A 26,953-nucleotide genomic window follows, 5' to 3' on the forward strand; every position below is an offset into this window, starting at 1 on the left:
AGCCGGCAAAGGCCAGCAAGTTGCGGCGTTTCATCCCTAGTTGCCCCATAGCGCGTTCCAGCCATCCTTGATCCGGCCCCAAGCCTTGTCGAGGCCGGTCAGCCCGCCGCCGACCTTGGCGCCAAGGCCCGCACCAAGACCCAGCTTGGCGCCCGCCTCGGCCCGCAGCTTGCCCTTCTTGTAGCCCGCCTCGGCCTCGGCGTCGGCCTGTGCGCCAATCGCGCCACTGACCTCGGCATTGATGACGATGCCGAAGTCCCAGTCGTCGCTCAGCGCGGTCGCGTCGTCGTTGAACAGCCAGTTGTGGATCGACACGGCCGCGCGGCTGATGCGGGTCGGGGTGATGGCGAATTCGCCGCCGATCTTGCCCTCGACAAGATTGGCCGAGGCGCCAAGCTTGCCGCCCAGCGTTGCCTGCTCGGCCGTCAGCATCACTTCGCCCTTGGCCTCGGCTTCGGCCTTCAGCACCGCACCCTCGGCTTCGCCGCTCAGCACACCGTCATCGGCGGATTCGATCTTGCCCGGCGCGCCATAGGCCGACGCCTTGGCATCGGCCGATGCCTCAAGGCCTTTGGAGGTCACCGATCCCTTGTAGCCGGCATCGGCCTCGGCCCCCAAGACTTGGCCGTCGCCCGAAAACAGCGAATCCGCGTCGCCGAAGCTGCCATCCGCGACCGAGACTTCGGCCTTGTCGGTGCGGTCGGACACCTCGGCGACAGTGAACTCGGCGTCCTTCCATTTGCCACGCCAGTCGTCGTCGACCTCGTGGGTGCCATCGGGGTTGCGCCGGGTATAGCCCGAACGGATATATTCCCGAATGCCCCGGCGCCATTCCTCTTTGGTGCCGCCGTCCTCGGTCTTGCGTTCGGCCTGCCCGAATTCCCACTTCGGGCCTTCGTCTTCTTCTTTCTGCTCTGCGGGCGGGACCAGATGATTGGAGCCGATGCCCTGCAGATAGTTTTGCAGATCAAAGACCGCATTCGGGTCGGCCGCATCAGGCCCTGCCGCGCCGCCGACCGGCGCCCAGGGTGCATTGGCCACGGGCTGCTCGGGCAGGCGCCACGGCGGGCCCTTCCACGGCTCGGGCGCCGGCTGGCCCCATTTGGTGAACAGGCTGGTATCGCTTTTCAGCATGTTCTGGGTCGGCGGCCGGCCCTCGGGGAATTGCGTCGTCGCGCCGGTAAAGGGCCACAGCGTCGGATCGTCCGCGCGGCACTGCGCAAAGGGCAGGGCCGCATCGCCGATCAGGATCGACGGTTTCGGCAGATTGCTTCCTCCGGGACCACCCATGACGCGGCCTCAGTTCTGCGAAATCTTGTCGGCCTTGAGCCGGATGTGCTTGCCCTGAATGACCACGTCGCCCTCTTTTGACATGGTCAGCATCGCGTTCTCGCCGACCTTGATCGTCAGCTGATCGCCCACGCGGATATTGTGGATCTTGCCGATATCCGTATCCGCCCGGCCCCGCACGATCAGGCTGTGCGATTTGCCGACGCTGGTCTGGAAGGTGTGCCCGACCATCACCGACTTGGCGGCACCGACGATTTCGGACGAGCCGACGCCGACGATCTCGGAGCGGTTCTTTTCCACGAAAAGCTGGTAGTTTCCCTTGGCGAAATTGAACGGGTCGGGGATTTTCAGCTTGCCAAGCGCCGCGCCGACCTTGTCGAAGATCAGCTTCGACTTGCTGCGCAACAGGTCCGAAAGCGGGTTCTGACCCACAGCGATGGACATATTGCCCGCGATCAGCTCATCGTGATCGCCGCCGACCTCGATCGACTTGTCATTGCCCACGACCTCGACCTGATCGTGGCCGACCTCCTTGGCGCGGTCGTTGAGGACTTCGATATTCATGTCCTTCTGGGCATGGACAAAGATCTCCTCCTCGCCCTGCTCATCCTCGAATCGCAGCTCGTTGAAGCCGCGCCCGGTGCCCTTGCCGTCATGCGTTTTGGTCCGGAAGGTCGAGCGGGTCTTGTGCTTGGGCAGCTCATACGGCACGCCATTCCTGCCATTGAAGACGTTCCCCGTGACCAGCGGCTTGTCCGGATCGCCTTCGAGGAACTCGACGACGACCTCCATGCCGATCCTGGGGATGACCATGCCGCCCCAGCCGGCGCCGGCCCAGTTCTGCGATACCCGGCAGCGCATCGAATGCGCCCCCGACAGGTCCCAGTGGAACCGCACCAGGATGCGGCCGAACGCGTCGCAGTCGATCTCGCCCTCGCCCACCACCATCGCCGTCTGCGGGCCGTGCACCACCGGCACCGCTGTCCGCCGCGGCGGCACCATCGGCGCCGTGTCCGGCATCAACGCGTAGGACCCGGTGAAGGCATAGCCGTCGCTGCCCTGGCCGCCCGAGCCATAAGCCTCGCTGACGAAATGATGGCTGGCCGAGAGGCACAGATAGGTCTCGCCCGTCCCCGGCACCGGATCGCCCGACAGCGTCACCCGACGCCCCGCCCGCAAGCTGGCGCAGTCGCCCACCGCGCGGTTCCTGCGATCCGCCCCGCGCTCCTGCGACGTCCGCAGCCCGGCCACGATCTTGCCCACATCCTGCGCGAGGTAATCTCCAGGATAATCAAAGCTCTCGATGGCGCCTTGCGCATGGGCGGCGTCGCCCAGGCGGTCGGCCTCCATCGCCGCGTCGGGGGTCTTGAAATTGTAGTCGGTCAGCCGGATGGCGCCGGTGGTCAGGTTGCGCTCGGGCGACCAGTCCCAGAAATGCTCGCCCTCCGCCTGGTGGTGGCCGTCGTAGGACTTGTAGGGCCGGGCGCCGATGGTCTCATGCGCCAGCACGTCGTCGGTCAGGACCAAGGTGTGCGAGCCCATGGCGTGGCGGAAATGGAAGCTGATGCCCGCCCGCTCCATCTGCCGGCGGGCGAAATCGAGGTCGGATTCGCGGTATTGCACGGTGTATTCGAGGCTCGGGTAGTCCTGCGACAGCTGGAACTCGACCGCCGGGTCGCCGAGCTGGGCATAGTCGGCAAGCAGTTCGGTCAGGATCTGGATGACGGTTTTGTCGTGGAATATCCGCTGGTTGCGGCGGCGGGAGGCGAGCCAGAACCAGGGCCGCAGGGTCAGGTCGTAGCGGTGGCCGTTCTCGCCCACGCCGGCCCATCGCGCCTGGGTGACGATGCCGTCGAAGGGCTGGGGGCCGTCGCGGGTCTCGATCTCGACGGTGGCGTGGGTGCCGATGAGCTGGTCGAAGTCGAGGTCTGGGCGGGTGGCGAGCGCCTCGACGCGGTATTCGAACAGCTCGTTCAGGTGATCGCTGCCGTCGAAACGCAGCAGCGCCAGCGTGTCCGGGCCGAGGGCCGTGGTGAGGCGCCCGAGACGCTCGGACTGGCGCAGGGGGGCGTTCATGAAAAAGGCCTCCGGGGGGAATGGATCAAGAAAATCTGCGGGGAGTGTGCATGACCGGAACGGTGATGCCAAGACTGCAAGATTACCAAGCCCGCAAGATGGCGCGCGCGGTCACCAGCCGGTCACCAGAACCGGATTCGACCAGATTGCACGATCTTCGACGGTCCTGCACATTCGTGCCGCCAGGTGAGCTACTGCCTGATCGTTGGACAGATTTCCGGCCCGTCTAAGCTACTGCCTTCGCCTGCTGGTCGGTTTCGATCTGGTTGAAGTAGACCACGGCGGGCGGCTGTCCACCATGGGCGGCATGGGACCGCTGGTGGTTGTAGAAGGTGATCCAGCGACCGATTGCAGCCTTGGCCTGCGAGCCGGTCTCCCAGGCCTTCGTTCTGAAGATGCCAGGTCATCTGCCGGACGCCGTAGAAAGGCGTATCCAGGAACTGGCGGTCGATCAGTTGCATCAGACCCAGGTTCATCTCTGTTTCGCCCGTCGGTTCATGATAGAACGACGAGCGCGAGATCGACAGCAAGCGGCACTGCACGCCGACCGACAGCGCAGGATGGTCCCGCTCGATCATCCGCCGCCTCACTTTCCGGTCCACGGCTTGAGCTTGCGTGACAAAAAATCGTTGACGACAGCCAGTTCTCCGATCTTGGCATGCAGCGATCGGACCGTCTCCTCGTCCACCTCCACCGGCTTCCGACTGCCCCGCTCGAAGATATCCGCAGCGCCTTCCAACAGCGCTTTCTTCCATTGATGGATCATCGTCGGATGCACGCCGTATTCGGCCGCCAGCTCCGATACCGTGCGCTCGCCCTTCACGGCTTCCAATGCCACCCGCGCCTTGAAGCCCGCGTCATGGTTCCTGTGCTTCCTCATGTTCTGATCCCCTCGTCCTTGGAGACCAGCAGACGTCAGATCGTAGCTTCCGTCACTGGCCGATTTCCGGGGAGTAGTTCAACGGCCGGGATTTCCCATTGCGGGTCCATCAGCATAGCTGGGCGGCATGTCCAAGCCCGCCCCGACCCGCCGCCGCACCCTGAATCGGTTCGCCTGCCATGCTTCGCTGCGTGAGCGTGGCGTCTGCTGACCCGGGCCATGAAAAAGGGCGGCGGGTCCATGCCCGCCGCCCCTTCCTGTCGCCGTCTCGCCCGTGGGCGGGCCGCGGAAGCGGTCAATGCCCGCCCGACGGGACCAGCGGAATTTCGTTGCCGTCGGCATCGAACAGCTTGCCGTTGACGAAATAGTCCCCGTCCTGGAATTGCGAGAGGTCGGAATAGCGGATCACCCGCTCGGCCGCGGCGCCGAAGACCGAGGGCTGGTCGGAGTTGCCGGTCCTGAGGTGGTTGAACATCAGGTTCAGCATGATCGCCATGATGGCCGACGAGCTGATGCCCGAATGGAAGATGGTCTGAACCCAGGTCGGGAAGTGGTGGTAGAATTCCGGCAGGACGATGGGCAGCGTGCCGAAGCCAAGCGAGGTCGCCACGATGATCAGGTTCATGTTGCCGGCATAGTCCACCTTGGCAAGCGTGCGGATGCCGCTGGCCGCGACCGTGCCGAACAGCACGATGCCCGCGCCGCCCAGGACCGGCATCGGGATCGCCGCGACCACGCGTCCCATCACCGGCAGAAGCCCTAGCAGGACCAGGATCAGCCCGCCCGTGGCGACCACATAGCGGCTTTTCACCCCGGTGACGGCGACGAGGCCGACGTTCTGCGCGAAGGCGCTCTGCGTGAACGAGCCGACGATCGGCGCCAGCATGCTCGACAGCATGTCGGCGCGCAGCCCGTCGCCCAGGCGCTTCGAATCGACCTTGGTCTCGACGATCTCGCCGACCGCGAAGATGTCGGCCGAGGTCTCGACCAGGGTCACCAGGATCACGATGAACATCGAGATCGTCGCCGCGACCCCGAAGGTCGGCCAGCCGAAGTGGAAGATGCTGGGCGCCGCGACCATCGGCCCGTTGCCGACCTGCGAGAAGTCGGTCATCCCCGTCGCATAGGCGATGGCGGTGCCGGCGATCAGCGCCAGCAGGATCGACAGCCGCGAGATGGTCGCGCTGCCGACCTTGCTGAGCAGCAGCACGATGGCCAGCGTCACCGCGGCAAGCATGATGTTGGCGACGCTGCCGAAATCCTCGGCCCGGCTGTTGCCGCCCATGGCCCAGCGGCCGGCGACAGGCATCAGCGTCAGGCCGATGGTGGTGATCACGATGCCCGCGACCAGGGGTGGAAAGAATCGCGTGATGCGCGAGAAGACCGGTGTGATCAGCAGGCCCAGGAACGAGGCCGCGATCACCGCGCCGAAGATGGCCTGGATGCCGCCGTTGGTCGAGATGGTGATCATCGTCGCGACGCCGGCGAAGGACACGCCCTGCACCAGGGGCAGCTGGCAGCCCAGGAAGGGCAGGCCCATGGTCTGCAGGATGGTCGCGACGCCCCCCGCGAACAGCGAGGCGGTGATCAGCAGGCCGATGTCGGACGGGCTGAGCCCGGCGGCCTGGCCGACGATCAGCGGCACGGCGACGATGCCGCCATACATGGTCAGGATATGCTGGATGCCGTAAGCCACATTGGCGAAAAGCCCCAGCTTGGCGTCCTCGGGCCTGGCCGGCACCGCGTCTTTGGTGGTCTCCACTGTATTCTCCTCCCTTTTTCGGTAGCCGGCGCCCTCTCCCGCGGGGCCTGGGCGGAATTCACCGGCATGGTGCCCGGATGGTTCCGCGGGAAAGATTGAGGCTGAGTAAAGATAGCATATAAAAGCCGCCGTGGTCCGGGTAGCGCGTCCCGGCCGCCGCCTCTTGACGAAGGCGGCGCGCCGGTCTCGGCCGTCGGAAAACGGCGACCGGAATCAGCTGCCGCGATAGGTCGAATAGCCGTAGGGCGAAATCAGCAGCGGCACGTGGTAGTGGTCCTGTTCCGCCATGCCGAAGCGCAGCGGCACCACGTCCAGGAAGCGCGGCTGCGCCGCCGCGTGGCCCTGGGCGTCGAGCCAGGCGCCGACATGGAACACCAGCTCATAGCTGCCAAGCTGGAATTCGGCCTCGGGCAGGATGTGCTTGTCGGTGCGGCCGTCGTGGTTGGTCACGGTTTCCGCGATCAGCCGCCGCTCGCCGTCCAGGCGGTAAAGCTCGATCCGCATGCCCTGGGCCGGGCTGCCGTTCGCGGTGTCCAGGACATGGGTGGTCAGATAGCCGGGCATTGTCGTCCTTTCCTTGTCAATTCGCCAGCCGCGCGATGGCACGGCGGGCCTGTTCGTTCAGGCGGTTCGGGTCCGCGGTCAGCAGGCGGTGGTCCTGGACCACGGGGCGGCCCTCGACATAGACCGCGCGCGGCCGGATCGGCGCACAGAAGACCAGCGCCGCCACCGGGTCCCATTGCCCGGCCGCCGCCAGTTCCGAGACGTCCCACAGCACCAGGTCGGCCCGCTTGCCGGGTTCCAGCGAACCGATGTCGCTGCGGCCCAGCACCCGGGCGCCGCCCAGGGTCGCGATCTCCAACGCCTCGCGGGCGCCAAGCGCCGCCGGCCCGTCCTTCAGCCGCGCGACCAGCATGGCCTGCCGCGCCTCCAGCCCCAGGTGGCTGCAATCGTTGCTGGCCGAGCCGTCGACGCCCAGGCCGACCGGCACGCCGGCGTCGCGCATCTTGCGCACCGGGGCGATGCCCGAGGCCAGCCGCGCGTTCGAGCAGGGGCAATGCGCCACGCCGGTGCCGGTGCGGGCGAACAGGTCGATCTCGCCATCGGACAGTTTCACGCAATGCGCGTGCCAGACGTCGTCGCCGGTCCAGCCCAGGCTTTCGGCGTAATCGCCGGGCAGCATGCCGAAGTTTTCCAGCGAATAGGCGATGTCCTCGTCGTTCTCGGCCAGGTGGGTGTGCAGGCGCACGCCCTTTTCCCGCGCCAGGATCGCCGCATCGCGCATCAGCTCGCGGCTGACCGAGAAGGGCGAGCAGGGCGCCAGCCCCACCTGCACCATGGCGCCGGGATTGGGATCGTGAAAGGCGGCGACCAGGCGCTCGCTGTCCTTCAGGATCGCGGCCTCGTCCTCGACCAGCGCGTCCGGGGGCAATCCGCCCTTGGATTCGCCGATGGACATGGCGCCGCGCGTCGCGGTGAAGCGGATGCCGATTTCTGTGGCCGCATCGATGCTGTCGTCCAGCCGCGACCCGTTCGGGAACAGATACAGATGGTCCGACGAGCAGGTGCAGCCCGACAGCGCCAGTTCGGCCAGACCGATCCGGGCCGACAGCCGGATGTCCTCGGGCCCCATGCGGCCCCAGATCGGGTAGAGCGTGCGCAGCCAGCCGAACAGCGCGGCATCCTGCGCGGCCGGCACGGCCCGGGTCAGGGTCTGGAACAGATGGTGATGGGTGTTGACGAGGCCGGGGGTGACGACGCAGCCCCGCGCCTCGACGATCTCGACACCCTCGGCGGCCAGGCCGGTGCCGACGGCCGAGACGACCCCGCCCTCGACCAGCACGTCGCCGCCGGCGATCTCGCGCCGGGTGCCGTCCATGGTCACGACCACGTCGGCGCCCCGGATGAGCAGGCGCCCGGTCATCGGCGCGCCTCCCCGGAATGGGCGGCGGTCGCCCGCCGCCGGCCGCAGCCGGTTTCCCTGTCTTGCATCGTCCTATACCTCCCCAGTTTCAGGACGTGGTGGCGCGGGTCAGATTTCGACGGTTTGCGCCACGCCTTTTTCCTTCGCGATTTCCAGAACCTTGGCCGCGACAGCCAGGTCCTGCAAGCCGACGCCGGTGCCGTCGAAGATCGTCACCTCGGCATCGCCGCGGCCCGGATCGTCGCCCGCCACCACCGCGCCGAGTTCGCCGATCTGGTCCTCGGCGATCAGCCCGGCGGCGATGGCGTGCTGGCATTCGCCGATGCTGACCGACTGCGCGACCTCGTCGGTGAACACCCGCGCGCGCGCGACCAGCGCCGGGTCCAGCTCCTGCTTGCCCTTGGTGTCGGTGCCCATCGCGGCGATATGGGTCGGGCCCTTGACGTGCTCGTTCATCAAGAGGGGCGAGAAGGACGAGGTGATCGAGATGATCACGTCGGCCTCGGCCCCCAGCCGGTCCAGTTCGACCGCCTCGAAGGGCAGGCCCAGATCGGCCGCGGTCTCGGCCAGCCGGCCCAGCATCTCGGGATGCGGGTTCCAGCCGATGACCTTCTCGAATTGGTGCACCGCGGCCGCGGCCCGCATCTGGAACGCGGACTGGTGGCCGGCGCCGATCATGCCCAGCACCTTGGCGCCCTGGGGCGCCAGATACTTGATCGAGACCGCCGAGGCCGCCGCCGTGCGCAGCGCCGTCAGCAGGTTGCCGCCGATGGCCGCCGAGACCCGGCCGGTGTCCGGATCGAACAGGAACACCGTGGACTGGTGGTTGATCAGGTTGTGCTTCTGGTTGTTCGGCCAATAGCCGCCCGCCTTCAGCCCCAGCGTCAGGGCCGAGGCGTCGAAGCCGCCCTTGAAGCCATAGAGCGCATCCTCGTGGCCGATGGCCTCGCGCACCACGGGAAAGTTGTAGGCCTTGCGACGGGCCATCGAGGCGAAGATCGCCTCGATGGCCTCGAAGGCCGCCTCGGGGGTCATCAGGCCCGCGATTTCCTTTTCGGCAACGACGAACATCAGTAGCCCTTTCCGCGCGCCGAGACCGGCCAGACCGACTCGACCTTGCCACCCCGGACGCCCACATACCAGTCGTGCACGTTGCAGGTCGGGTCGCAATGGCCCGGGACCAGCTTCAGCTTGTCGTTGACCTTCAGCACGCCGTCCTTGTCCTCGACCACGCCGTGCTCGTCGCTGCACTTGATGTATTTCACATCGTCGCGGCCATAGACGAAGGGCAGGCCGCTATCGACCGACTGCGCCTTGAGCCCGGCGTCGACCACCGCCAGATGCGGCTTGGCGTGCGACATCACCGAGGTCAGGATGAACAGCGCGTTCTCCCATTCGCCCTGGTCGATGCGCTTGCCCTCGGCGTCGTGGATGCGGCCGTAGTCGGCATCCATGAAGGCGTAGGAACCGCATTGCAGCTCGTTGTAGACGCCCGAGTTGCTCTCGAAATAATAGCTGCCGGTGCCGCCGCCCGAGACGAATTCGGGCTTCAGCCCCTCGGCTTCCAGCGCGTCCACGGCATCCTTCACCTGGGCGATGGCGGCGTCCAGCTTGGCCTTGCGGTCCTCGAAGCTGTCCATGTGCTGCATGGCGCCCTGATAGGCCTGGATGCCCTTGAAGGTCAGGTTCGGCGCGGCGGCGGCGGCCTTGGCGATCTCGACCACGGCTTCGGTGGTGGTGACGCCGCAGCGGCCGGCGCCGCAGTCGATCTCGATGAAGATGCCCAGTTCGGTGCCGTGCTTCTGGGCCGCGGCCGAGAGGTCGGCGATATTGGCGACGTCGTCGACGCAGACCGTCACCGTCGCGCCCAGCTTCGGCAGCCGTGCCAGCCGGTCGATCTTGGCCGGCTCGCGCACCTCGTTGGTGACCAGCACGTCCTTGATGCCGCCGCGGGCAAAGGACTCGGCCTCGCTGACCTTCTGGCAGCAGACGCCCACGGCGCCGCCCAGGCGTTCCTGCAGCTTCTGCACGTCGACGGACTTGTGCATCTTGCCGTGGCTGCGGTGGCGCATGCCGTGGGCCTTGGCATAGTCGCCCATCTTCTGAATGTTGCGCTCCAGCGCGTCCAGGTCGAGGATCAGACAGGGCGTCTGGATGTCCTTTTCATCCATGCCCGGCAGGGCGGGGATGTCATAGCCGACTTCGTAGCCGGCAAGATCGGTTTTCGCGTTCATGGGCATCTCCTCAGGTCCAGGGCAGCTTGTCGAGATCGACGTTGCCGCCGGTGACGATGACGCCGACACGCTTGCCGGCGAAGGCATCGGAATTCTTCAGGATGGTGGCCAGCGGCACGGCGCTGCTGGGCTCCATCACGATCCGCAGGTGCTTCCAGATCAGCTTCATCGCCTCGACGATCTCGGTCTCCGAGGCGGTGTAGATTTCGCTGACGTGGTTCTTGACGAAATGCCAGGTCAGGTCCTTGAGCGGCACCAAGAGCCCGTCGGCGATGGTCTTGGGCGCATCGTCGGCGATGATGTGGCCGGCCTTGAAGCTGCGATAGGCGTCGTCGGCCTGCTCGGGCTCGGCCGCGATCACCTTGACCTCGGGCGCCAGCGTCGACAGCGTCAGGCAGGTGCCCGAGATCATGCCGCCGCCGCCGATCGGGGCCACGACCGCCTCGAGCCCGTCCACCTGCTCCATGAGCTCCTTGGCGCAGGTGCCCTGGCCGGCGATCACGCGCGGATCGTTGTAGGGATGGACGAAATCGCCGCCGGTCTCGGCCTGCACCCTGGCGAATGTCTCTTCCCGCGAGCTGGTCGAGGGTTCGCATTCGGTGATCACGCCGCCATAGCGGCGCACGGTGTCCTTCTTGGCCTGCGGCGCCGTGCGGGGCATGACGACGTTGCAGGGGATGCCGCGCCGCATCGCCGCGTAGCTCAGGCACGAGGCATGGTTGCCCGAGCTGTGCGTGGCGACGCCCTTGGCGGCCTGCTCCTCGGACAGCCCGAAGACCGCGTTGCTGGCGCCGCGAACCTTGAAGGCCCCCGGCTCCTGGAAGTTTTCGCATTTGAAGAACAGCTGCGCGCCGGTCAGCTCGTTCAGATAATCCGAGGTCCGGATCGGCGTGCGGCGGATATGCGGCGTGATCCGCTCATGCGCCGCCAGCATGTCCTCGTAGGTCGGGATATACATGGCGTCCTTCATCCTCAGGCGGCTTTTTTCTGCGCGGCGGCGGTGGTGCGGCGATAGTGGTCCTGCGCCGCGGCGACGCCCGAGCCCAGCTTGATCGGCAGGCCCAGGTCGGCCATGACCATCTCGGCGGTGGCGATGCCCGACAGCGCCATGGCGTCGGTCAGGCTGCCCAGGTGGCCGATGCGGAACACCTTGCCCGCGACCTGGCCCAGGCCGGTGCCGAAGGCCATGTCGTAGGTTTCCAGCGCATGGCTGACGATCAGGTTGGCGTCGAAGCCCTCGGGGACGCGGATGGCGCTGACGCTGTCCGAATAGAGCTCGGGGCGGACGGCGCAGAGCTTCAGCCCCCAGGCCTCGACGGCGGCGCGGACGCCGCTGGCGATGCGGTGGTGGCGGGCGAAGACGTTCTCCAGCCCCTCGGACAGCAGCCGCTCGCAGCTGAGGTTCAGCCCGTTGATCAGCCCGACCGGCGGCGTGTAGGGATAGCCGTTGCGGGCATAGCCGGTGGCCATGTCGCGGATGTCGAAGAAGGTGCGCGGCAGGCGGGCGCTTTCCACCGCTTCCATCGCCTTGGGCGAGAAGCCGACGATGGCCAGGCCCGGCGGCAGCATGAAGCCCTTTTGCGAGCCGGTGACGGCGACGTCCACGCCCCATTCGTCCATGCGGAAGTCCATCGAGCCGATCGAGCTGACGCCGTCGACCAGCAGCAGCGCCGGGTGCTGGGCCGCGTCCAGCGCGCGGCGGACGGCGGCGATGTCCGACTTCACGCCGGTCGCGGTCTCGTTATGCGTGGCCAGCACGGCGCGGATCTCGTGGCCCTTGTCGGCGGTCAGGATTTCCTCGAAGCGGTCGGCGGGGATGCCTTCGCCCCATTGCGTCTCGACATAGGTGACGTCCAGGCCGTGGCGCTGGCACATGTCGATCCAGCGGTGGCTGAACATGCCGTTGCGGGCCGCCAGCACCTTGTCGCCGGGCGACAGCGTGTTGGAGATCGCGGTTTCCCAGCCGCCGGTCCCGGTCGAGGGGAACAGGAAAACCTGCGCCTGCGTGGTCTTCAGGACTTTCTTCACCCCTTCGAGCGCGGGGTGCAGCATGCGGCCGAACACCGGCGAGCGGTGGTCGATGGTGGGCATGTCGACGGCCTTGCGCATCTCCTCGGGGATGTTGGTCGGGCCGGGAATGAAGATCGGGTTCTGGCTGGTCATGGCAATTCCTCCTGCGTTCTGGACCAGCCTAGGCCGCGATGTCCATTCGGGCAATTTTTCTGAAAAACATTTCGCAATCGCGGAAAAATGGTGTAAAGTGAAGTGTGATCAGAGGCTTGGGCTTTTCCATCCCGGATTTCTGATTTTCAAGAATACCGCAAATCAATGCAAAGGATTATTTGAATGTCGCTGGAAGTCCGGAAAAGGGGCCGTCCGCGCGGCCGGGCAGGCGGGCCGGGGGCCGAGGATAGCGGCGGCATCCGGGCGCTGGATCGGGCGCTGGACATCCTGGACCTGATCGCGGGGTCCAGCGGGCTGACGCTCAGCGAGATCGGCCAGCGGCTGGAAATGGCGCCCTCGACCGTGCATCGGGTGCTGGTGACGCTGGCCGCGCGCGGCGTCGCCGAATCCGACCCCACGACCCAGGCCTGGCACGTGGGCCCGACCGCCTTTCGCCACGGCTCGGCCTTCATGCGCCGCTCGGGCCTGGTCGAGCGGGCGCGGCCGCTGCTGCGCCGGCTGATGGAGCAGACCGGCGAAACCGCGAACCTGGGCATCCTCAACGGCGACGCGGTGCTGTTTCTCAGCCAGGCTGAAACCTATGAGACCATCCGCGCCTTCTTTCCGCCCGGCACCCGTTCGGCGCTGCATGCCTCGGGGATCGGCAAGGCGCTGCTGGCCCATGTGCGGCCGGGCGAGCTGCGGCTGATGCTGGCCGAGATGCGCCTGCAGCGCTTCACCGACAAGACGCTCTGCGAGCCGCGGGCGCTACAAGAGGATCTGGCCCGCATCCGCGAGCGCGGCTATTCGCTGGACAACGAGGAGCGCACCCCGGGCATGCGCTGCATCGCCGCGCCGATCTTCGACCTGGCGGGCGAGGCGGCGGCGGGGATCTCGGTCTCGGGTCCGACTCTGCGCATGTCCGACGCCCGGCTCGAGTCGATGTCCGCCGCGGTGGTCGCCGCCGCCAAAGAGCTGTCGCTGGGCATGGCGCCCGCGGGCGGGCCGATGCGCGAATCGTGATTCTCGGCAAGAATGAGGCTGAAATTCTTAAAAAACAATGAAAATCCGCTGAAATGCGGTTCAGGGCCGGGGCGGGCAGCGGATTCACATCCAGTTCACGCCGGCCGTCCTAGCTTGTGGCATCACGCGTCGCCTCGGATCCGCCCGCTTCCGGTTCCGGCGCTGTATCGCAGAGGAGCCCTTGTTGATGGAAGATTTCGTTCCGAGTTTCGGCGCCGCGCGCCAGTTGTGTAGCCGGCCGGTCCCGGCGGAGGAATCCGCCCGGGACCCCGCCGAGCCCGCGGCCAGCGACATCGCGGATGCCGTGCAGGGAACGAGCCGCCTCTACGGGGCCTGCAGCGTCGAGACCTATCGTGCCGCCGGGGCGCTGCATGCGGCGCATCGCGATGCCGAGGGCTTTCTGGACGCGGTGGACGGTTTCGCCACGCCCGCGTTCTGGCGCCGCGACCTGGCGGTGAAATCCTGGATCTACGACCGGCGCGAGGCCGAGCACGCCCCCGGGCGCGACATGGACTCGGTGCGGGTCTTCTATCATGCCGGCCATGGCCGCATGGACGACCGCGGCAGCTTCCACCTGCCGATGGGTGCGCTGTGGGCGGGGGCGGACGACTGCCTGTCGTCCGAGCGGATGCGTTTTGGCGGCGACGCGCTGCGCTATCTGTTCTGGTCGGCCAGCCAGTCGCTGCGGGTGGAGGCGGGGCACAGCCCGCTGCAAAGCTGGGGCCTGGCCAATGCCGGGCTGCGGATGCTGTTCGGCTTTGAATCGATCTGCTGGGATTCGGGGCAATACGGCCGCAACTTCTGGCGCCACTGGCGCATGGGCAAGACCTTCTCGCAATCCTGGCTGGACGGCTGCTGGGACGTTTCGGCCGACCAGAGCCCGGCCGTCGCCGCCTGCGCCGGCAGCCGGGACGAGGCGCTGGCGCTGCTGTTCGGCGAGCGGCGCTTTCGCGCGGCGCCGGCCTCGGGCGCCTGCTGGGCCTGGCGCTGGCATGCGCCCGCCCCGCTTTTCCAGCGCGAGCCCGCGCTGGTGCAGCCGCCGGCGGCATTCTCGGCCGTGCGGCTGGTGCCGGTGACCGAGGACCGCGCCCTGGCCCAGGAGGTGCTGTCGCGCATCGGCGCGGACCCCGCGCTCATGCGGCGGCAGGACGACGGCGCTGTGTCGGTCCGCCGCGACCACTGCCGCTTCCAGCGCCTTGCCGACGGCCGCATCCTGCTGGAGCTTGAGCCGAGCCGGCCCGGCGACCAGCCGCGCATGCCCCTGCAGCGCCGCGCCCTGGTCGGCCGCGCCCGCAGCGCGCTGCGCAGCTATGGGTTTCTGCAGACCGATTGCGAACTGCTTTTCGACCGGGTGTCGTTGGCCATGTCCGCGACGGCCAGCCTGCGCCGGCCCGAGGAAGCCGCGACCGAAAGCCTGGACGAGATCGTGGTCCAGTTCCGCCAGGCCATCGGCGGCGTCCCGGTGCTGGCGCCGGACGCGGGCAGCCTGCGGCTGACCATGCGGCCGGACGGCACCGTGCTGCGGGTGGAATCGACCCTGCGCCGGGTGGCCGAGCGCATGCCGGCCCGCGCCCATCGCAACGGCCTGCCCGACGATCCGCCGTCCCCCGCCGGCGCCCCGCCGGGGACCGAGCCGCCCGCGATCCCGCAGATCCTGGCCCAGCGTTCGGCGCGGCTGATGCGCGACCTGGCGGCGCGGGGCGCGGCGCCGCTGAACCTGACCGTGCTGCCGGGCACGATCGAGATCGGATACGGAATCCGCAGCAACACGGCGCGTCTCGTGGCCCGCAAGGCCATCGAGATCGAATGCCGGCGCGGTTTTCGCAAGCGTTACTGGATCCAGTCCGACCTGGGTGACTGACGATCCGGTAAGCCCCGGGGGCGGAGGCAGCCGCCCCCGGGCACAGACATGCAGGAATGGCGGCAGCCGCGGATGAGGTGAGGATGGCAGATTATACCCGCGCCGAGATCGTCCGGCGCATCGCCATGATCGGAAGCCTGCACCTGGCCGGGGCGGACCTGGCCGGGCTCGACCTGTCCGGGATGACGCTGGTGGGGGCGGATCTGTCCTATGCCGACCTGACGGAAGCCGACCTGACCGATGCCCAGCTGTCCGGCGCCAGCCTGTGGTCGGCTCGGGCGCCGGGCGCGCGGCTGTTCCGGGCCAATCTTTCGGGCGCCAGCCTGGGACTGGCCGACCTGACCGGCGCCGACCTGCGCCAGGCGGTGCTGGAACGCGCCGACCTGACCGGGGCGCGGCTGGACCGGGCCGACCTGACCGGGGCGCGGCTGCGCGGCGCCTGGCTGGATGCGATGCAGCGCGCGCTGGCGATCAGCGCGCCGCCGCTGCGTTATCCGGCCCCGCGCCACGGCGCCACCACCCGCATCCTGAACCAGGCGCAGCTGGGCGACCCGGTGTCCCTGCGCTGCGGCGACCGGCTGGAGATGCACCTGCACGCATCCGCCCCGGCCGCCCATGTCGAGGGCGCGCCGATCCTGGCCGGTCCCGAGCCGCCCGACGGCATGGCCGGGCCGGGCAGGGTGCTGGCCTTCAGCGCGGTGGCGCCGGGCCGGGCGCGGCTGGTCCTGGACCTGGGCGAAAAGGGCGGGGCGCCCATCGCGCTCGAGGTGCTGGTCACGCCCTGACGCGGGGCCGGCATCACAGCCCGGATTGCAGGATCCCCATCAGCCCGGCCATGCGCAGGGTCTGCACCGGATAGTCGGGATGCGCCATCAGCTCCAGCGAGAAGTCTGGCTCGATCCGGCGCAGGTGGCGCAGCGCGTCGGCCGCGCCGGCGACATCGCCCCGGTGATGGCGCAGCGCCGCCAGGAAGCGCAGCGAGGGCCGGTTGTCCGCGGCGAAGGCGAAAGCGGCGGCGGCCGAATTCTCGGCATCGCCCAGCCGTCCCAGCCGGACCAGCACCTGCGCCCGCCTCATCAGCCAGCAGGCGGGACCCAGTTCGGCCAGCGCGCCGCGAGCGCCGCGCTCGATCGCCTCCAGCGCCTCGGCGTCGCGGCCGACGTCGGTCAGCGCCTGCGACAGCGCGTGGCAGGCCAACTCGTTGTCGGCATCGCTGCGGCAGGCCGCCTGCGCCAGTTCCAGCGCCCCGACGCCGTCGCGCCGCCACGACGCCGACAGCGAGGCGACCGCCAGCACCACCGGATTGCCGGGCGCCAGGTCGCGCGCCCGCCGCGCCAGCGCCTCGGCCTCGTCCGAGCAGCGCGCGGGGTCGGCGGTCAGCCGCTCGATGATCAGCGTATTGCGCAGATAGGAGCGCAGCGCCAGGCTGACCGCGCTCTGCCGTTCGCGGGGCAGGGCGGCCAGCACCTGGTCGGCCGCCTCCAGCCGTTCGCGCGAATAGCTGAACACGTCCCGGATTGGGAAGCCTTCCCATTTCGCCGACACCGTCAGCCGCGCCCGGTCCAGAAGCGCGACCGTGATCTGGGCCACGGCATGGCGCATGGTCGCTGTCTCGTCCGCGGCCCGTACGGTGAAGCGTCGGGTCCAGCAGCGCCGCCCGGTCGCGAGGTCGCGCATCACCACCATCAGCGCGCAATCCGCGCCGGTGGCATAGCAGAAGGTCGCGACCTGGGTGCCGATCGGCCCCGCCGCCGGCCCGGTCAGGTCGGCCAGGGTCGCGGGGATCATCTCGCAGGCGCGGGCGGCGGCCTCGCTGACGATCATCTCGCCGACCAGATGGGCGCGGGCGGCGTTGCTTTCGACCGGGGCCAGCGCCACCACATAGCCGGTCGCGGCCGGTTCGCCCCCGGCCGCGATCCGCCGCAGGCCGCGCGGCCCGTCCTCGTCGGGCAAGAGGCGCAGGCGCATGTCGCGCAGCCAGGTCTCGAACTCCGGGTCGGGGATGTCGATGTCGGCGGCGAACTCCATGGGCGTGCCGCCGACGTCATAGACCGGGGTCAGGTCGATGCGCAGCCGGTCGGGGTCTAGCCCGACCCAGCCGACGCCGGACTGCAATATGTCCTTTTCTTCGCCCAGGGCACCGCGCAATTCGCGCAGCATCTGGCGCAGGCTGTCCGAGCCCTGCTGCTTGCCGCGCTCGCTCCACAGAAGATCCTGCAGGCGCGCGCGGTTCAGCCGCAGGTCCGCCGCCGTTCCCAGAAGCGCAAGCGCTCCCCGCGCCTTCTGGCTGCGCGGCGTCAGATCGCCGCCCGCGGCCCCGTGCAAGCGCACTGATCCCATCAGACTCAGCGTGGCAGGCATATCGACTCGCCGCATGGCTTCGTTGTGGTCGTTATTAACCATAATTCGCCGAAGCCCGGGACGACAGCACAAACACGCGCCCGCAGGCCGGGGACCGGGAATCCGCGCCGGTCCGCAGCCGATCATTGCCACTTTCCGCGGGCTGCGCTATCGGGGCTGCAAACCAGAGGGGACCGATATGACCGAGCGCAAAGGCGGGCTTTCCTATGCCGGGGCCGGAGTGGACATCGACGCGGGCAATGCCCTGGTCGAGCGCATCAAGCCGGCGGCGGCCGCCACCAAGCGGCCGGGGGTGATGGACGGGCTCGGCGGCTTCGGCGCGCTCTTCGACCCGCGCGCGGCCGGCTATCGGGACCCGGTTCTGGTCGCCGCCACCGACGGCGTCGGCACCAAGCTGCGCATCGGCATCGATACCGGAGAACTCGACGGGCTCGGCATCGACCTGGTGGCGATGTGCGTGAACGACCTGGTCTGCCAGGGCGCCGAGCCGCTGTTCTTCCTCGACTATTTCGCCACCGGCAAGCTGTCGGTCGATGAGGCCGCCCGCGTCATCACCGGCATTGCCGAAGGCTGCCGGCGCTCCGGCTGCGCCCTGATCGGCGGCGAGACGGCCGAGATGCCGGGCATGTATGCCCGGGGCGATTTCGACCTCGCCGGCTTCGCCGTCGGCGCGATGGAGCGCGGCAGCGCGCTGCCCGCCGGGGTCGGCGACGGCGACCTGCTGCTGGGCCTCGCCTCGGACGGGGTCCATTCCAACGGCTTTTCGCTGGTGCGCAAGGTCGCGGAACACGCCGGGCTCGACTGGAACGCGCCCGCGCCCTTCGGCACCGGCACCCTGGGACAGGCGCTGCTGGTGCCGACCCGGCTCTATGTCAAGCCGGTGCTGGCCGCGATCCGCTCGGGCGGCGTCCACGCGGCCGCCCATATCACCGGCGGCGGCATCACCGAGAACCTGCCGCGGGTGCTGCCCAAGGGCCTTGGCGCCGAGATCGACCTCGACAGCTTCAGCCTGCCGCCGGTCTTCGACTGGCTGGCCGAGGCCGGCGGCATCGCCGAGGCCGAGATGCTCAAGACCTTCAACTCCGGCATCGGCATGGTCCTCGCCGTGGCCGCCGACCGCGCTGCGGAACTGGAAACGCTGCTGAAACAGCAGGGCGAGACGGTGATCCGCCTTGGCCATGTCGCCCCGGGCGAGGGCGTGCGCTACGCCGGCCGGCTGCGGTGAAACGGGTCGCGATCCTGATCTCGGGCGGCGGCTCGAACATGGTGAAGCTGGTCGAATCGATGACCGGCGACCACCCGGGCCGCGCCGTGATCGTCGGCTCGAACGACCCGGCCGCCGCCGGCCTCGCCCGCGCGCAGGCCCTGGGCGTGCCGACCTTCGCCGTCGATCATCGCGATTTCAGGGGCGACCGTCCCGGCTTCGAGGCGGCGCTGCTGGAACCCCTGCTGGCGGTCCGACCCGATATCCTCTGCCTTGCCGGCTTCATGCGGATCCTGACGCCGGATTTCGTCCAGCGCTTCCAGGGCCGGATGCTGAACATCCATCCCTCGCTCCTGCCGAAATACCCCGGGCTGCACACGCACCAGCGCGCCCTCGACGCCGGCGACCGCCAAGCCGGCGCCACGGTCCACCTGGTCACGCCCGAACTCGATGCCGGCCCGATCCTGGGCCAGGCCCGCGTCCCGGTGCTGCCGCAGGACACCGCCGACACGCTGGCCGCCCGTGTGCTGACGCAGGAACACCGCCTCTATCCCCAGGTGCTGCGCCGCTTCGCGCAAGGCGACCTGACGCCGCTCACCCTCACCGCCGCATGAGAAGGGGCCTGGCCGGCCCTTTCTCCGTTTTGCAAATACTCTGGGGTGCGGGGGCAAAGCCCCCGCCAGCGACCGCGCCGCCTACCGCTCGGGCACCAACCCGCGCGGTGCGAAGCGCAGCACCAGCAGCAGCACCAGCCCCATGGCGATGAAACGCATATGCGGTGCCCCGCCCAGCAGGTGGTCGCGCAAGGCGCCCGCCGGCAGCGGCAGGGTGACCAGGCGCATCAACTCGGGCCCCCAGACCTCTGCCTTGATCCACAGGAACCAGATCAGCATCGCGCCCAGCACCGCGCCCCAGTTGTTGCCCGAGCCGCCGACGATCACCATCACCCAGATCACGAAGGTATAGCGCAGGGGGTTGAAGCTGTTCGGCGACAGCAGCCCGTCCTGCGTGATCATCATCGCCCCGGCCAGCCCGATCACCGCCGAGCCGATGACGAAGATCTGCAGATGCCGGCGGGTCACGTCCTTGCCCATGGCCTCGGCCGCGGTCTCGTTGTCGCGGATCGCCCGCATCATCCGGCCCCAGGGCGATTTCAGCGCCAGTTCCGCCAGCAGGATCAGCGCCAGCAGCACCGTGCCGAACAGCCCGGCGTAAAGCAGCTTCACCCAGATCCCCGAGGCGACGCCCGGGCTCATCCCCCATTCGGCGGCCCGGGCGACGAAGCCGGGGTCGTTCTGCAGGTCCAGCTCATAGGGCACCGGGCGCGGGATGCCGGACATGTTCTTGACCCCGCGCGCCAGCCATTCCTCGTTGCGCATCACCGCGACGATGATCTCGCCGATGCCCAGCGTGGCGATGGCCAGATAGTCCGAGCGCAGCCCCAGCGCCACCTTGCCGACCCCCCAGGCCGCGGCGGCGGCGAACAGCGCGCCGACCGGCCAGGACAGCAGGATCGGCCAGCCCAGGCCGCCGATATTGCCGGCGCGGGCGGAATTGTTGGCCTCGATCGCCATCACCGCGGGATCGAAGAGCCAACGGTACAGCACGAAGCCCAGCACCAGCACCGCGACCAGCGCCGGCACCCGCAGCGGCCCGCGGACGCGCCGCCAGGCCAGCGCACCCAGCACCAGCGTTCCCAGCCCCACCGCCAGCGCCAGCAGCACCCGCGGCCCGCCGGCCTCCCAGGCGCCGGGCACAGGCGCGGTCGAGATCAGCACCGGCGCCAGCCCTCCCAGCGCCAGGAACCCGACGACGCCGGCGTTGAAGAGCCCGCCGTAGCCCCATTGCATGTTGACGCCCAGGGCCATGATGGCCGAGATCAGCCCCATGTTCAGGATGCCCAGGGCCGTGTTCCAGCTGCCCGAGAACATGGCGCTGCGGAAGCTGCCCTCCAGCACGAACAGCAGGGCCAGGATCAGGAACAGCAGTGGCGCCCGCCACGGGCTCAGAGCCTCGGCCTGACGTGTGTGCGACATGGTGAAACCCTCCTCAGGCGGATTTGCCGCGGAACAGGCCGGTCGGCCGGAACAGCAGCACCACGATCAGGATGACGAAGCTGACCGCGAATTTGTATTCGGTGGACAGCAGCTGCAGCATGCCCTCCGGCTGGAAGCCCAGATAGGCCGCGATCTTCTTCCAGGGATAGGTCACCGCCACCTCGGAGAAGGCGACGATGAAGCCGCCCGCCACCGCGCCCAGCGGATTTCCGAGCCCGCCCACGATCGAGGCGGCGAAGATCGGCAGCAGGATCTGGAAATAGTTGAAGGCCTTGAAGCTCTTGTCCAGCCCGTAGAGCGTGCCCGCCGTCACCGCCAGCGCCGTGGCGATGATCCAGGTCAGCCGCACCACGCGCTCGGGGTCGATGCCGGACAGAAGCGCCAGGTCCTCGTTGTCGGAATAGGCCCGCATCGCCTTGCCGGACCGCGAGCGGCTCAGGAAGCGGAACAGCGCCCAGCAGGCCAGGGCGGTGACGACCAGCGTGATCGCTTGGCTGACGCGCAGCGACAGGCCCTCGCTCAGCCCGGTCCAGGCCTTGAACTGCTGCACCGAGACCAGGAAGCGGGCACCGTCGTCGAAGCGGATCTCGTCCACGCCGATCACCAGTCGTGTCAACCCGTTCATGATGAACATGATCCCGACCGAGGCCATGACCAGGATGATCGGATCGGACCGCTTCCGGCGATAGAAGCGATAGATCGCGCGGTCGGTGCCCAGCACGAAGACCGCGCACAGGGCAATGCCGATGGGCAGCGCCAGCAGCGCGGTCGGCAGCGGCGCCAGGCTGATGCCGATGGACTGCAGGCCCCAGGTCGCCAGGATCACCAGCGCGGTGCCGAAGGCCATGGTGTCGCCATGGGCGAAGTTGGAGAATCGCAGGATGCCATAGATCAGCGTCACCCCCAGCGCGCCAAGCGCCAGCTGCGCGCCATAGGCGGCGGCGGGGATCACCACGAAGTTCAGCACGGCCACGAGGGCGTTCAGGATATCCATCTGTCTCCGTCCTTGCTGGCAAGGGCTTTTGCGTTCGGCGATCCGGCCGCCGGTCGCAGCGGGCCGGACCGGACCTGCGCCGCGCTCATGCCAGCCCTCCATCGCAGGTTCCGAACCACATTCCGGTGTCTTGCTTGGGATGTCCCGCCCTGCCCATCACCTCCGCAAGGCGGATCGGGCCGTTCGGCTTTGCATATAAGGCAACAACCGGCCGGGGCGGTAACTGCGGCAGGCCGGGCGACGGCAATACCAGTTCGACGCCGCCGTCGTCATAGAGATCGGCAAGGGTTTCCAGCACCTGGCCATTCCGGGCAAAGCGCGCGGCAATTCCCTGCGAGCCGTTTTGGTGGATGACCTCGCCGTCGACGTGAAAGAGCTCTAGGGCCAGGGGCTGGCGGACATCCAGACAATTGGTTTCGTTGCAGCGGCGGATCAGGGTGCATTCCATCACGCGATCCGGCACGATGTCGGCCAGGGCGAGAGCGGGGGCAAGGCAAAGCGCCAGCGCAAAGGCAAGCCGCATCCTCAGCCCCCCAGGAAGGTGCGGCGGACCTCGGGATCGGCCAGCAGCGCCGCCCCCGAGTCGGTATAGCGGTTCGCGCCCTGCACCAGCACATAGCCGATATCGGCGATCTCAAGGGCCTGGCGGGCGTTCTGTTCCACCATCAGGATCGAGATGCCGGTGCGCGCCACCTCGATGATGCGGTCGAAAAGCTCGTCCATGACGATGGGCGAAACGCCCGCCGTGGGCTCGTCCAGCATCAGCAGGCTGGGTTTGGTCATCAGCGCCCGGCCGACGGCGACCTGCTGGCGCTGGCCACCGGACAGTTCGCCCGCGTTCTGCCGGCGCTTGTCGGCGACGGCGGGGAACAGGTCATAGACCTGGGCCAGGGTGTCGCGGTAGTCGTCGGTGCGGATGAAGGCGCCCATTTCCAGGTTCTCCTCGACCGTCATGGTCGGGAAGATGTTGTGGGTCTGCGGCACGAATCCCATGCCCTTGCGCACGCGCTCCTGCGGGGTCAGGGCGGTGATCTCCTCGCCGCCCAGCGTCACCCGGCCCTCGCGCAGGTGCAGCATGCCGAAGACCGCCTTCATCGCGGTCGATTTGCCGGCGCCGTTCGGGCCGACGATCACCGCGATCTGGCCCTTGTCCACGGTCAGGGTGCAGCCGTTCAGGATATCGGCCTTGCCATAGCCGCCGCGCATGTCGGTGGCGGAAAGATAGGGCTGGGCCATCACATCCCCCCCGCCGGCTTGCCCTCGCCGCCCTGGCCCGCCTCGGCCCCCAGGCCGGGCTGGGCGCCATGGGCCTCGCCGAAGGCGGTTTCCTCGGCGATCTCGGCAGCGACCTTGTTCTTCAGGCCGGTGCCCAGATAGGCCTCGATCACCGCCTCGTTCTGCATGATGCTGGAGGCGCTGCCCTGGGCCAGCACCTTGCCCGCCGCCATGACGATCACCGGGTCGCAAAGCCGGCCGATGAAATCCATGTCATGCTCGATGACGCAGAAGGTATAGCCGCGCTCCTTGTTCAGCCGCACGATGGCGTCGCCGATGGTGCCTAGAAGCGTGCGGTTCACCCCGGCGCCGACCTCGTCCAGAAAGACGATCTTCGCGTCCACCATCATGGTGCGGCCCAGTTCCAGAAGCTTCTTCTGCCCGCCGGACAGGTTGCCGGCCTTTTCATCGGCGACATGGGAAATGGTCAGAAATTCAAGCACCTCGTCGGCCTTCTTGCGAAGGGCGCGCTCTTCCTCGCGGATGCGGCCGCGCCGCAGCCAGGTGTTGAGCAGCGTCTCGCCGCATTGGCCGCTGGGCACCATCATCAGGTTCTCGCGCACCGTCATCGACGAAAATTCGTGCGCCAGCTGGAAGGTGCGCAACAGGCCCTTGTGGAACAGTTCATGCGGGGGCAGGCCGGTGATGTCCTCGCCCGCCATGGTCACCTGGCCCGAAGTCGGTTTCAGAACCCCGGCGATCACGTTGAAAAGAGTAGATTTTCCTGCGCCGTTCGGTCCGATCAGCCCGGTGATCGAGCCGGTCTCGATGGTCAGGCTGGCACCGTCCACGGCGCGGAAGCCCCCGAAATGCCGGTGCAGGTCATGGACCTGGATCATGCTGTTCCCCAGCTTCATGCAGTGCATGAAGAATTCCCGTCAAGGGATTGTTGTCTATGAAGAAGGGGCCCGGTTTTGCCGGACCCCCTTTCTGGTTGCCGCGCCTCAGCGGAAGCCCACCACGTTCAGCTTGCCGCCCTTGAAGTCGACCTCGCGATAGACGCCGGCGCTTTCGCCCGGCTCGACCAGTTCGACCGAGGTGGCGCCGACATAGTCGATGTCCTTGCCTTCGGAGAGCAGTTCCAGCCCCTTTGCCAGTTCGCCGGGATAGATCTTCTCGCCCGGAGCGTTGGCGACCTCCATCACCTTGTCCTTGTAGATCTTGGGGTCCGAGGACTTGGCCGCCTGCATCGCCAGCAGCATCAGCGCGGTGGCGTCGTAGCTTTCGCCGGCATAGGCCGAGCTGCCGTCGAAGCCCCCCGCCTTGGCCAGTTCGGCGAACTTGTCGTGCCCCTCGCCCTCGGCCGAGGGGTTCTGGCCGAAGGAGGTTTCCAGCTGGGTGCCGAATTTCTCGACCAGGACATTGTTGACCATGCCGTCGGGCAGCACGAAGGTCTCGAAGGCGCCGGTGTCCAGCGCGCCCTGGATCACGCCCGAGCCGCCCTGGTCGGCATAGCCCGCCACCACCAGCGCGTCGCCGCCGGCTGCGGCCAGTGCCGCGACCTCGGCCGAATAGTCGGCCTTGCCGTCGTCATGGGCGGAAACCACGGTGACGGTGCCGCCCTTCTTCTTGTAGGCCTCGGCGAAACTGTCGGCCAGGCCCTTGCCGTAATCGTTGTTGGTATAGGTCACGGCGACCGACTTGATGCCGCGCTCCAGCACGATGTCGGCCATGACCTCGCCCTGGCGCGCGTCCGAGGGCGAGGTGCGGAAGAAGAAGCCCTTGTCGTCGATGGTCGACAGCGCCGGCGAGGTGGCCGAGGGCGAGATCATCACCACGCCCTGCGGCACGCCCACCTGTTCCAGCGAGGCGATGGTCTCGCCAGAGCACATGCCGCCCATGATGCCCTTGACGCCTTCGGCGGTGACCAGACGGGTGACGGCGGCGACCGAGGCGGCCGCGTCGGTGCAGGTGTTGTCGGCGACCACCGGGGTCACGGTCGAGCCGTCCAGCAGCTTGCCGCTGTCGCTTACTTCCTTCATCGCCAGTTCGGCGCCCTTCTGCATCGCGGGCGAAATCGATTCCAGCGGCCCGGTCAGGCCCAGCGAGATGCCCATCTTGATGTCCTCGGCACCCGCGGCACCGGCAAGCAGGGCCCCCGCGGCGCTGGCCAGAAGAAGCTTTTTCATTCCTGTTCTCCCTGAGTGGAACGTTGTCCTGTCAGACAGGTTATAAGCGCGCCGCCGAAAAGAAAAGCGGCTTGCGGTCCGCGGCGCGGTGCAAATCTGCCGTTTTCCTTGGCGATATGCCGGCCGCGACCGGGCGCCGCAGGCGCTGGGGCGGGCTCGACGTTGCTGTCCGGCGGGGGAATGTCGGACCCGCGGACGATCCCCGGCCGCGCAAGGCTTTCCCTTGGCCCGCGCAACCTCTATATGGCGGGCACGGCTTTCATGAAGGATAGGATCATGGCACAGACCACCCCCAGTTCCGCGACCCCCGCACAGGCATGGGACAAGCGTGGCTGGCGCGCCTATCCGCGCGTCCAGATGCCGGACTATCCCGACCAGGCCGCGCTTGGCGCGGTCGAGGCGCAGCTGGCCAAGTTCCCGCCGCTGGTCTTTGCCGGCGAGGCGCGCCGGCTGAAGGCGTCGCTGGGCGAGGTCGCCTCGGGCCGCGCCTTCCTGCTGCAGGGCGGCGATTGCGCCGAAAGCTTCTCGGAATTCTCGGCCGACAACATCCGCGACACCTTCAAGGTCATGCTGCAGATGGCGGTGGTGCTGACCTGGGGCGCGCAGCTGCCGGTGGTCAAGGTCGGCCGCATGGCGGGCCAGTTCGCCAAGCCGCGCTCGGCCCCGACCGAGGTGATCTCGGGGCAGGAGCTGCCCAGCTATCGCGGCGACATAGTCAACGGCTTCGACTTCACCGCCGAGGCGCGCATTCCCGATCCGCAGCGGATGCTGGCGGCCTATACCCAGGCCGCGGCCTCGCTGAACCTGCTGCGCGCCTTCTCGACCGGCGGCTTTGCCGACATGCACCGGGTGCAGAGCTGGATCAGCGACTTCACCGGCGGCGAGGAGGCGGCGCGCTATCGCGACATCGCCGACCGCATCAGCGACGCCATGGCCTTCATGGCGGCGGCGGGCGTGACTGCGGAAACCGCGCATGACCTCGGCACCGTGGACTTCTATACCAGCCACGAGGCGCTGCTGCTGGAATACGAGGAAGCGCTGGCGCGGATCGATTCGACCACCGGCCTGCCGGTCGCGGGCTCGGGTCACATGGTCTGGATCGGCGACCGCACCCGGCAGGTCGATGGCGCGCATGTCGAATTCTGTCGCGGCGTGCAGAACCCGATCGGGCTGAAATGCGGGCCCTCGATCAGCGACGGCGACCTGAAGGCGCTGATGGCGCGGCTGAACCCGGAAAACGAACCGGGCCGGCTGACGCTGATCGCCCGTTTCGGCGCCGGCACGGTCGGCGACCACCTGCCGCGGCTGATCAAGGCCGTGCAGGATGAGGGCGCCAATGTCGTCTGGTCCTGCGACCCGATGCACGGCAACACCATCAAGTCGGCCTCGGGCTACAAGACCCGGCCCTTCGATTCCGTGCTGCGCGAGGTGCGCGAATTCTTCGCCGTGCACCGGGCCGAGGGCACTATCCCCGGCGGCGTGCATTTCGAGATGACCGGCAAGGACGTGACCGAATGCACCGGCGGCGTGCGTGCCGTGACCGACGAGGACCTGTCCAGCCGCTATCACACCGCCTGCGACCCGCGCCTGAACGCCAGCCAATCGCTGGAACTGGCCTTCCTGGTGGCCGAGGAACTGCGCAGCCGCCGCATCGACGGCCGCGGCCGGCAAGCCAAGGCGGGCTGAGCCGGTTTCGATCGGCCAATTCGACGGAACAAAG

General features: G+C 68.2%; 24 protein-coding genes. 6 read left to right on the plus strand and 18 right to left on the minus strand.

Annotated elements, in window-relative coordinates; all coding sequences use genetic code 11:
* Positions 1-36: 36 nt before the first annotated feature.
* The 11 genes from JCM7685_RS07345 to bhcA all read right to left on the minus strand — a co-directional run bounded on the left by JCM7685_RS07345 (position 37) and on the right by bhcA (position 12,329).
* Positions 37-1,290, minus strand: coding sequence for a hypothetical protein (locus JCM7685_RS07345; RefSeq protein WP_074971260.1), 1,254 nt, complete (start codon positions 1,288-1,290; stop codon positions 37-39).
* A 9-nt stretch (positions 1,291-1,299) separates the two neighbouring features.
* Entirely contained in the window at positions 1,300-3,366 is a 2,067-nt protein-coding gene (locus JCM7685_RS07350; protein WP_100526052.1) for a type VI secretion system Vgr family protein, read from the minus strand.
* A gap of 191 nt (positions 3,367-3,557) precedes the next feature.
* Positions 3,558-3,944 (minus strand): hypothetical protein, encoded by a 387-nt coding sequence (locus JCM7685_RS20900; RefSeq protein ID WP_231964701.1) that lies wholly within the window; start codon positions 3,942-3,944, stop codon positions 3,558-3,560.
* 8 nt (positions 3,945-3,952) lie between these two features.
* On the minus strand, positions 3,953-4,246 hold the full coding sequence (locus JCM7685_RS07360; protein WP_074966514.1) for a transposase: 294 nt from the start codon (positions 4,244-4,246) through the stop codon (positions 3,953-3,955).
* A 295-nt stretch (positions 4,247-4,541) separates the two neighbouring features.
* Positions 4,542-6,008 (minus strand): nucleobase:cation symporter-2 family protein, encoded by a 1,467-nt coding sequence (locus JCM7685_RS07365; RefSeq protein ID WP_074966154.1) that lies wholly within the window; start codon positions 6,006-6,008, stop codon positions 4,542-4,544.
* A gap of 213 nt (positions 6,009-6,221) precedes the next feature.
* Positions 6,222-6,572 carry a hydroxyisourate hydrolase gene (gene uraH / locus JCM7685_RS07370; protein WP_074966155.1) on the minus strand — a complete coding sequence of 117 codons (351 nt, stop codon included), beginning with the start codon at positions 6,570-6,572 and terminating at the stop codon, positions 6,222-6,224.
* Positions 6,573-6,588: 16 nt separating this feature from the next.
* Positions 6,589-7,932 (minus strand): 8-oxoguanine deaminase, encoded by a 1,344-nt coding sequence (locus tag JCM7685_RS07375; protein WP_074966156.1) that lies wholly within the window; start codon positions 7,930-7,932, stop codon positions 6,589-6,591.
* Positions 7,933-8,040: 108 nt separating this feature from the next.
* Positions 8,041-9,003 (minus strand): iminosuccinate reductase BhcD, encoded by a 963-nt coding sequence (gene bhcD, locus JCM7685_RS07380; RefSeq protein WP_074966157.1) that lies wholly within the window; start codon positions 9,001-9,003, stop codon positions 8,041-8,043.
* Positions 9,003-10,166 carry a 3-hydroxy-D-aspartate aldolase BhcC gene (gene bhcC, locus JCM7685_RS07385; RefSeq protein WP_074966158.1) on the minus strand — a complete coding sequence of 388 codons (1,164 nt, stop codon included), beginning with the start codon at positions 10,164-10,166 and terminating at the stop codon, positions 9,003-9,005. The genes bhcD and bhcC overlap by 1 nt, the downstream gene beginning before the upstream one ends.
* Positions 10,167-10,176: 10 nt before the next feature.
* Positions 10,177-11,136, minus strand: a complete 960-nt coding sequence (gene bhcB, locus JCM7685_RS07390) for a beta-hydroxyaspartate dehydratase BhcB (RefSeq protein WP_074966159.1) — start codon at positions 11,134-11,136, stop codon at positions 10,177-10,179.
* A gap of 2 nt (positions 11,137-11,138) precedes the next feature.
* A complete protein-coding gene (gene bhcA, locus JCM7685_RS07395) occupies positions 11,139-12,329 on the minus strand; it encodes an L-aspartate--glyoxylate aminotransferase BhcA (protein ID WP_074966160.1) in 1,191 nt (396 codons plus the stop codon).
* Between the two features lie 183 nt (positions 12,330-12,512).
* On the opposite strand from bhcA, the gene bhcR reads away from it, so the two are divergent.
* The 3 genes from bhcR to JCM7685_RS07410 all read left to right on the plus strand — a co-directional run bounded on the left by bhcR (position 12,513) and on the right by JCM7685_RS07410 (position 15,998).
* Positions 12,513-13,352, plus strand: a complete 840-nt coding sequence (gene bhcR, locus JCM7685_RS07400) for an HTH-type transcriptional regulator BhcR (RefSeq protein WP_074966161.1) — start codon at positions 12,513-12,515, stop codon at positions 13,350-13,352.
* Between the two features lie 187 nt (positions 13,353-13,539).
* Complete coding sequence (locus JCM7685_RS07405; RefSeq protein WP_074966162.1) at positions 13,540-15,213, plus strand: DUF6345 domain-containing protein; 1,674 nt, start codon at positions 13,540-13,542, stop codon at positions 15,211-15,213.
* A gap of 83 nt (positions 15,214-15,296) precedes the next feature.
* A complete protein-coding gene (locus JCM7685_RS07410) occupies positions 15,297-15,998 on the plus strand; it encodes a pentapeptide repeat-containing protein (protein ID WP_074966163.1) in 702 nt (233 codons plus the stop codon).
* Positions 15,999-16,011: 13 nt separating this feature from the next.
* On the opposite strand, the gene JCM7685_RS07415 is transcribed toward JCM7685_RS07410, so the two are convergent.
* Positions 16,012-17,553: an SARP family transcriptional regulator gene (locus JCM7685_RS07415; RefSeq protein WP_231964702.1), complete on the minus strand. Its 1,542-nt coding sequence runs from the start codon at positions 17,551-17,553 to the stop codon at positions 16,012-16,014.
* A 199-nt stretch (positions 17,554-17,752) separates the two neighbouring features.
* Here JCM7685_RS07415 and purM point away from each other — a divergent pair, with 199 nt between their 5' ends.
* Positions 17,753-18,799, plus strand: a complete 1,047-nt coding sequence (gene purM, locus JCM7685_RS07420) for a phosphoribosylformylglycinamidine cyclo-ligase (protein ID WP_074966165.1) — start codon at positions 17,753-17,755, stop codon at positions 18,797-18,799.
* Positions 18,796-19,392, plus strand: coding sequence for a phosphoribosylglycinamide formyltransferase (gene purN / locus JCM7685_RS07425; protein ID WP_074966166.1), 597 nt, complete (start codon positions 18,796-18,798; stop codon positions 19,390-19,392). The genes purM and purN overlap by 4 nt, the downstream gene beginning before the upstream one ends.
* 81 nt (positions 19,393-19,473) lie before the next feature.
* Here the strand turns inward: purN and JCM7685_RS07430 are convergent, their stop codons facing one another.
* From JCM7685_RS07430 to JCM7685_RS07455, 6 genes are all read right to left on the minus strand, one after another.
* Positions 19,474-20,814 carry a branched-chain amino acid ABC transporter permease gene (locus tag JCM7685_RS07430; protein ID WP_074966167.1) on the minus strand — a complete coding sequence of 447 codons (1,341 nt, stop codon included), beginning with the start codon at positions 20,812-20,814 and terminating at the stop codon, positions 19,474-19,476.
* A 13-nt stretch (positions 20,815-20,827) separates the two neighbouring features.
* Complete coding sequence (locus JCM7685_RS07435; protein ID WP_074966168.1) at positions 20,828-21,829, minus strand: branched-chain amino acid ABC transporter permease; 1,002 nt, start codon at positions 21,827-21,829, stop codon at positions 20,828-20,830.
* 85 nt (positions 21,830-21,914) lie between these two features.
* Positions 21,915-22,352, minus strand: coding sequence for a hypothetical protein (locus JCM7685_RS07440; protein WP_074966169.1), 438 nt, complete (start codon positions 22,350-22,352; stop codon positions 21,915-21,917).
* 2 nt (positions 22,353-22,354) lie between these two features.
* Positions 22,355-23,065 (minus strand): ABC transporter ATP-binding protein, encoded by a 711-nt coding sequence (locus JCM7685_RS07445; protein ID WP_074966170.1) that lies wholly within the window; start codon positions 23,063-23,065, stop codon positions 22,355-22,357.
* The gene (locus JCM7685_RS20730) at positions 23,065-23,943 is read right to left on the minus strand and encodes an ABC transporter ATP-binding protein (RefSeq protein ID WP_074966283.1); all 879 of its coding nucleotides are present in this window, start codon (positions 23,941-23,943) and stop codon (positions 23,065-23,067) included. The genes JCM7685_RS07445 and JCM7685_RS20730 overlap by 1 nt, the downstream gene beginning before the upstream one ends.
* Positions 23,944-24,048: 105 nt before the next feature.
* Positions 24,049-25,233 carry an ABC transporter substrate-binding protein gene (locus JCM7685_RS07455; RefSeq protein ID WP_074966171.1) on the minus strand — a complete coding sequence of 395 codons (1,185 nt, stop codon included), beginning with the start codon at positions 25,231-25,233 and terminating at the stop codon, positions 24,049-24,051.
* Positions 25,234-25,509: 276 nt separating this feature from the next.
* Between JCM7685_RS07455 and JCM7685_RS07460 the strand changes: the two genes are divergently transcribed.
* The gene (locus JCM7685_RS07460) at positions 25,510-26,919 is read left to right on the plus strand and encodes a class II 3-deoxy-7-phosphoheptulonate synthase (RefSeq protein WP_074966172.1); all 1,410 of its coding nucleotides are present in this window, start codon (positions 25,510-25,512) and stop codon (positions 26,917-26,919) included.
* Positions 26,920-26,953: the final 34 nt, after the last annotated feature.

Source organism: Paracoccus aminovorans (assembly GCF_900005615.1).
GTDB lineage: Bacteria > Pseudomonadota > Alphaproteobacteria > Rhodobacterales > Rhodobacteraceae > Paracoccus > Paracoccus aminovorans.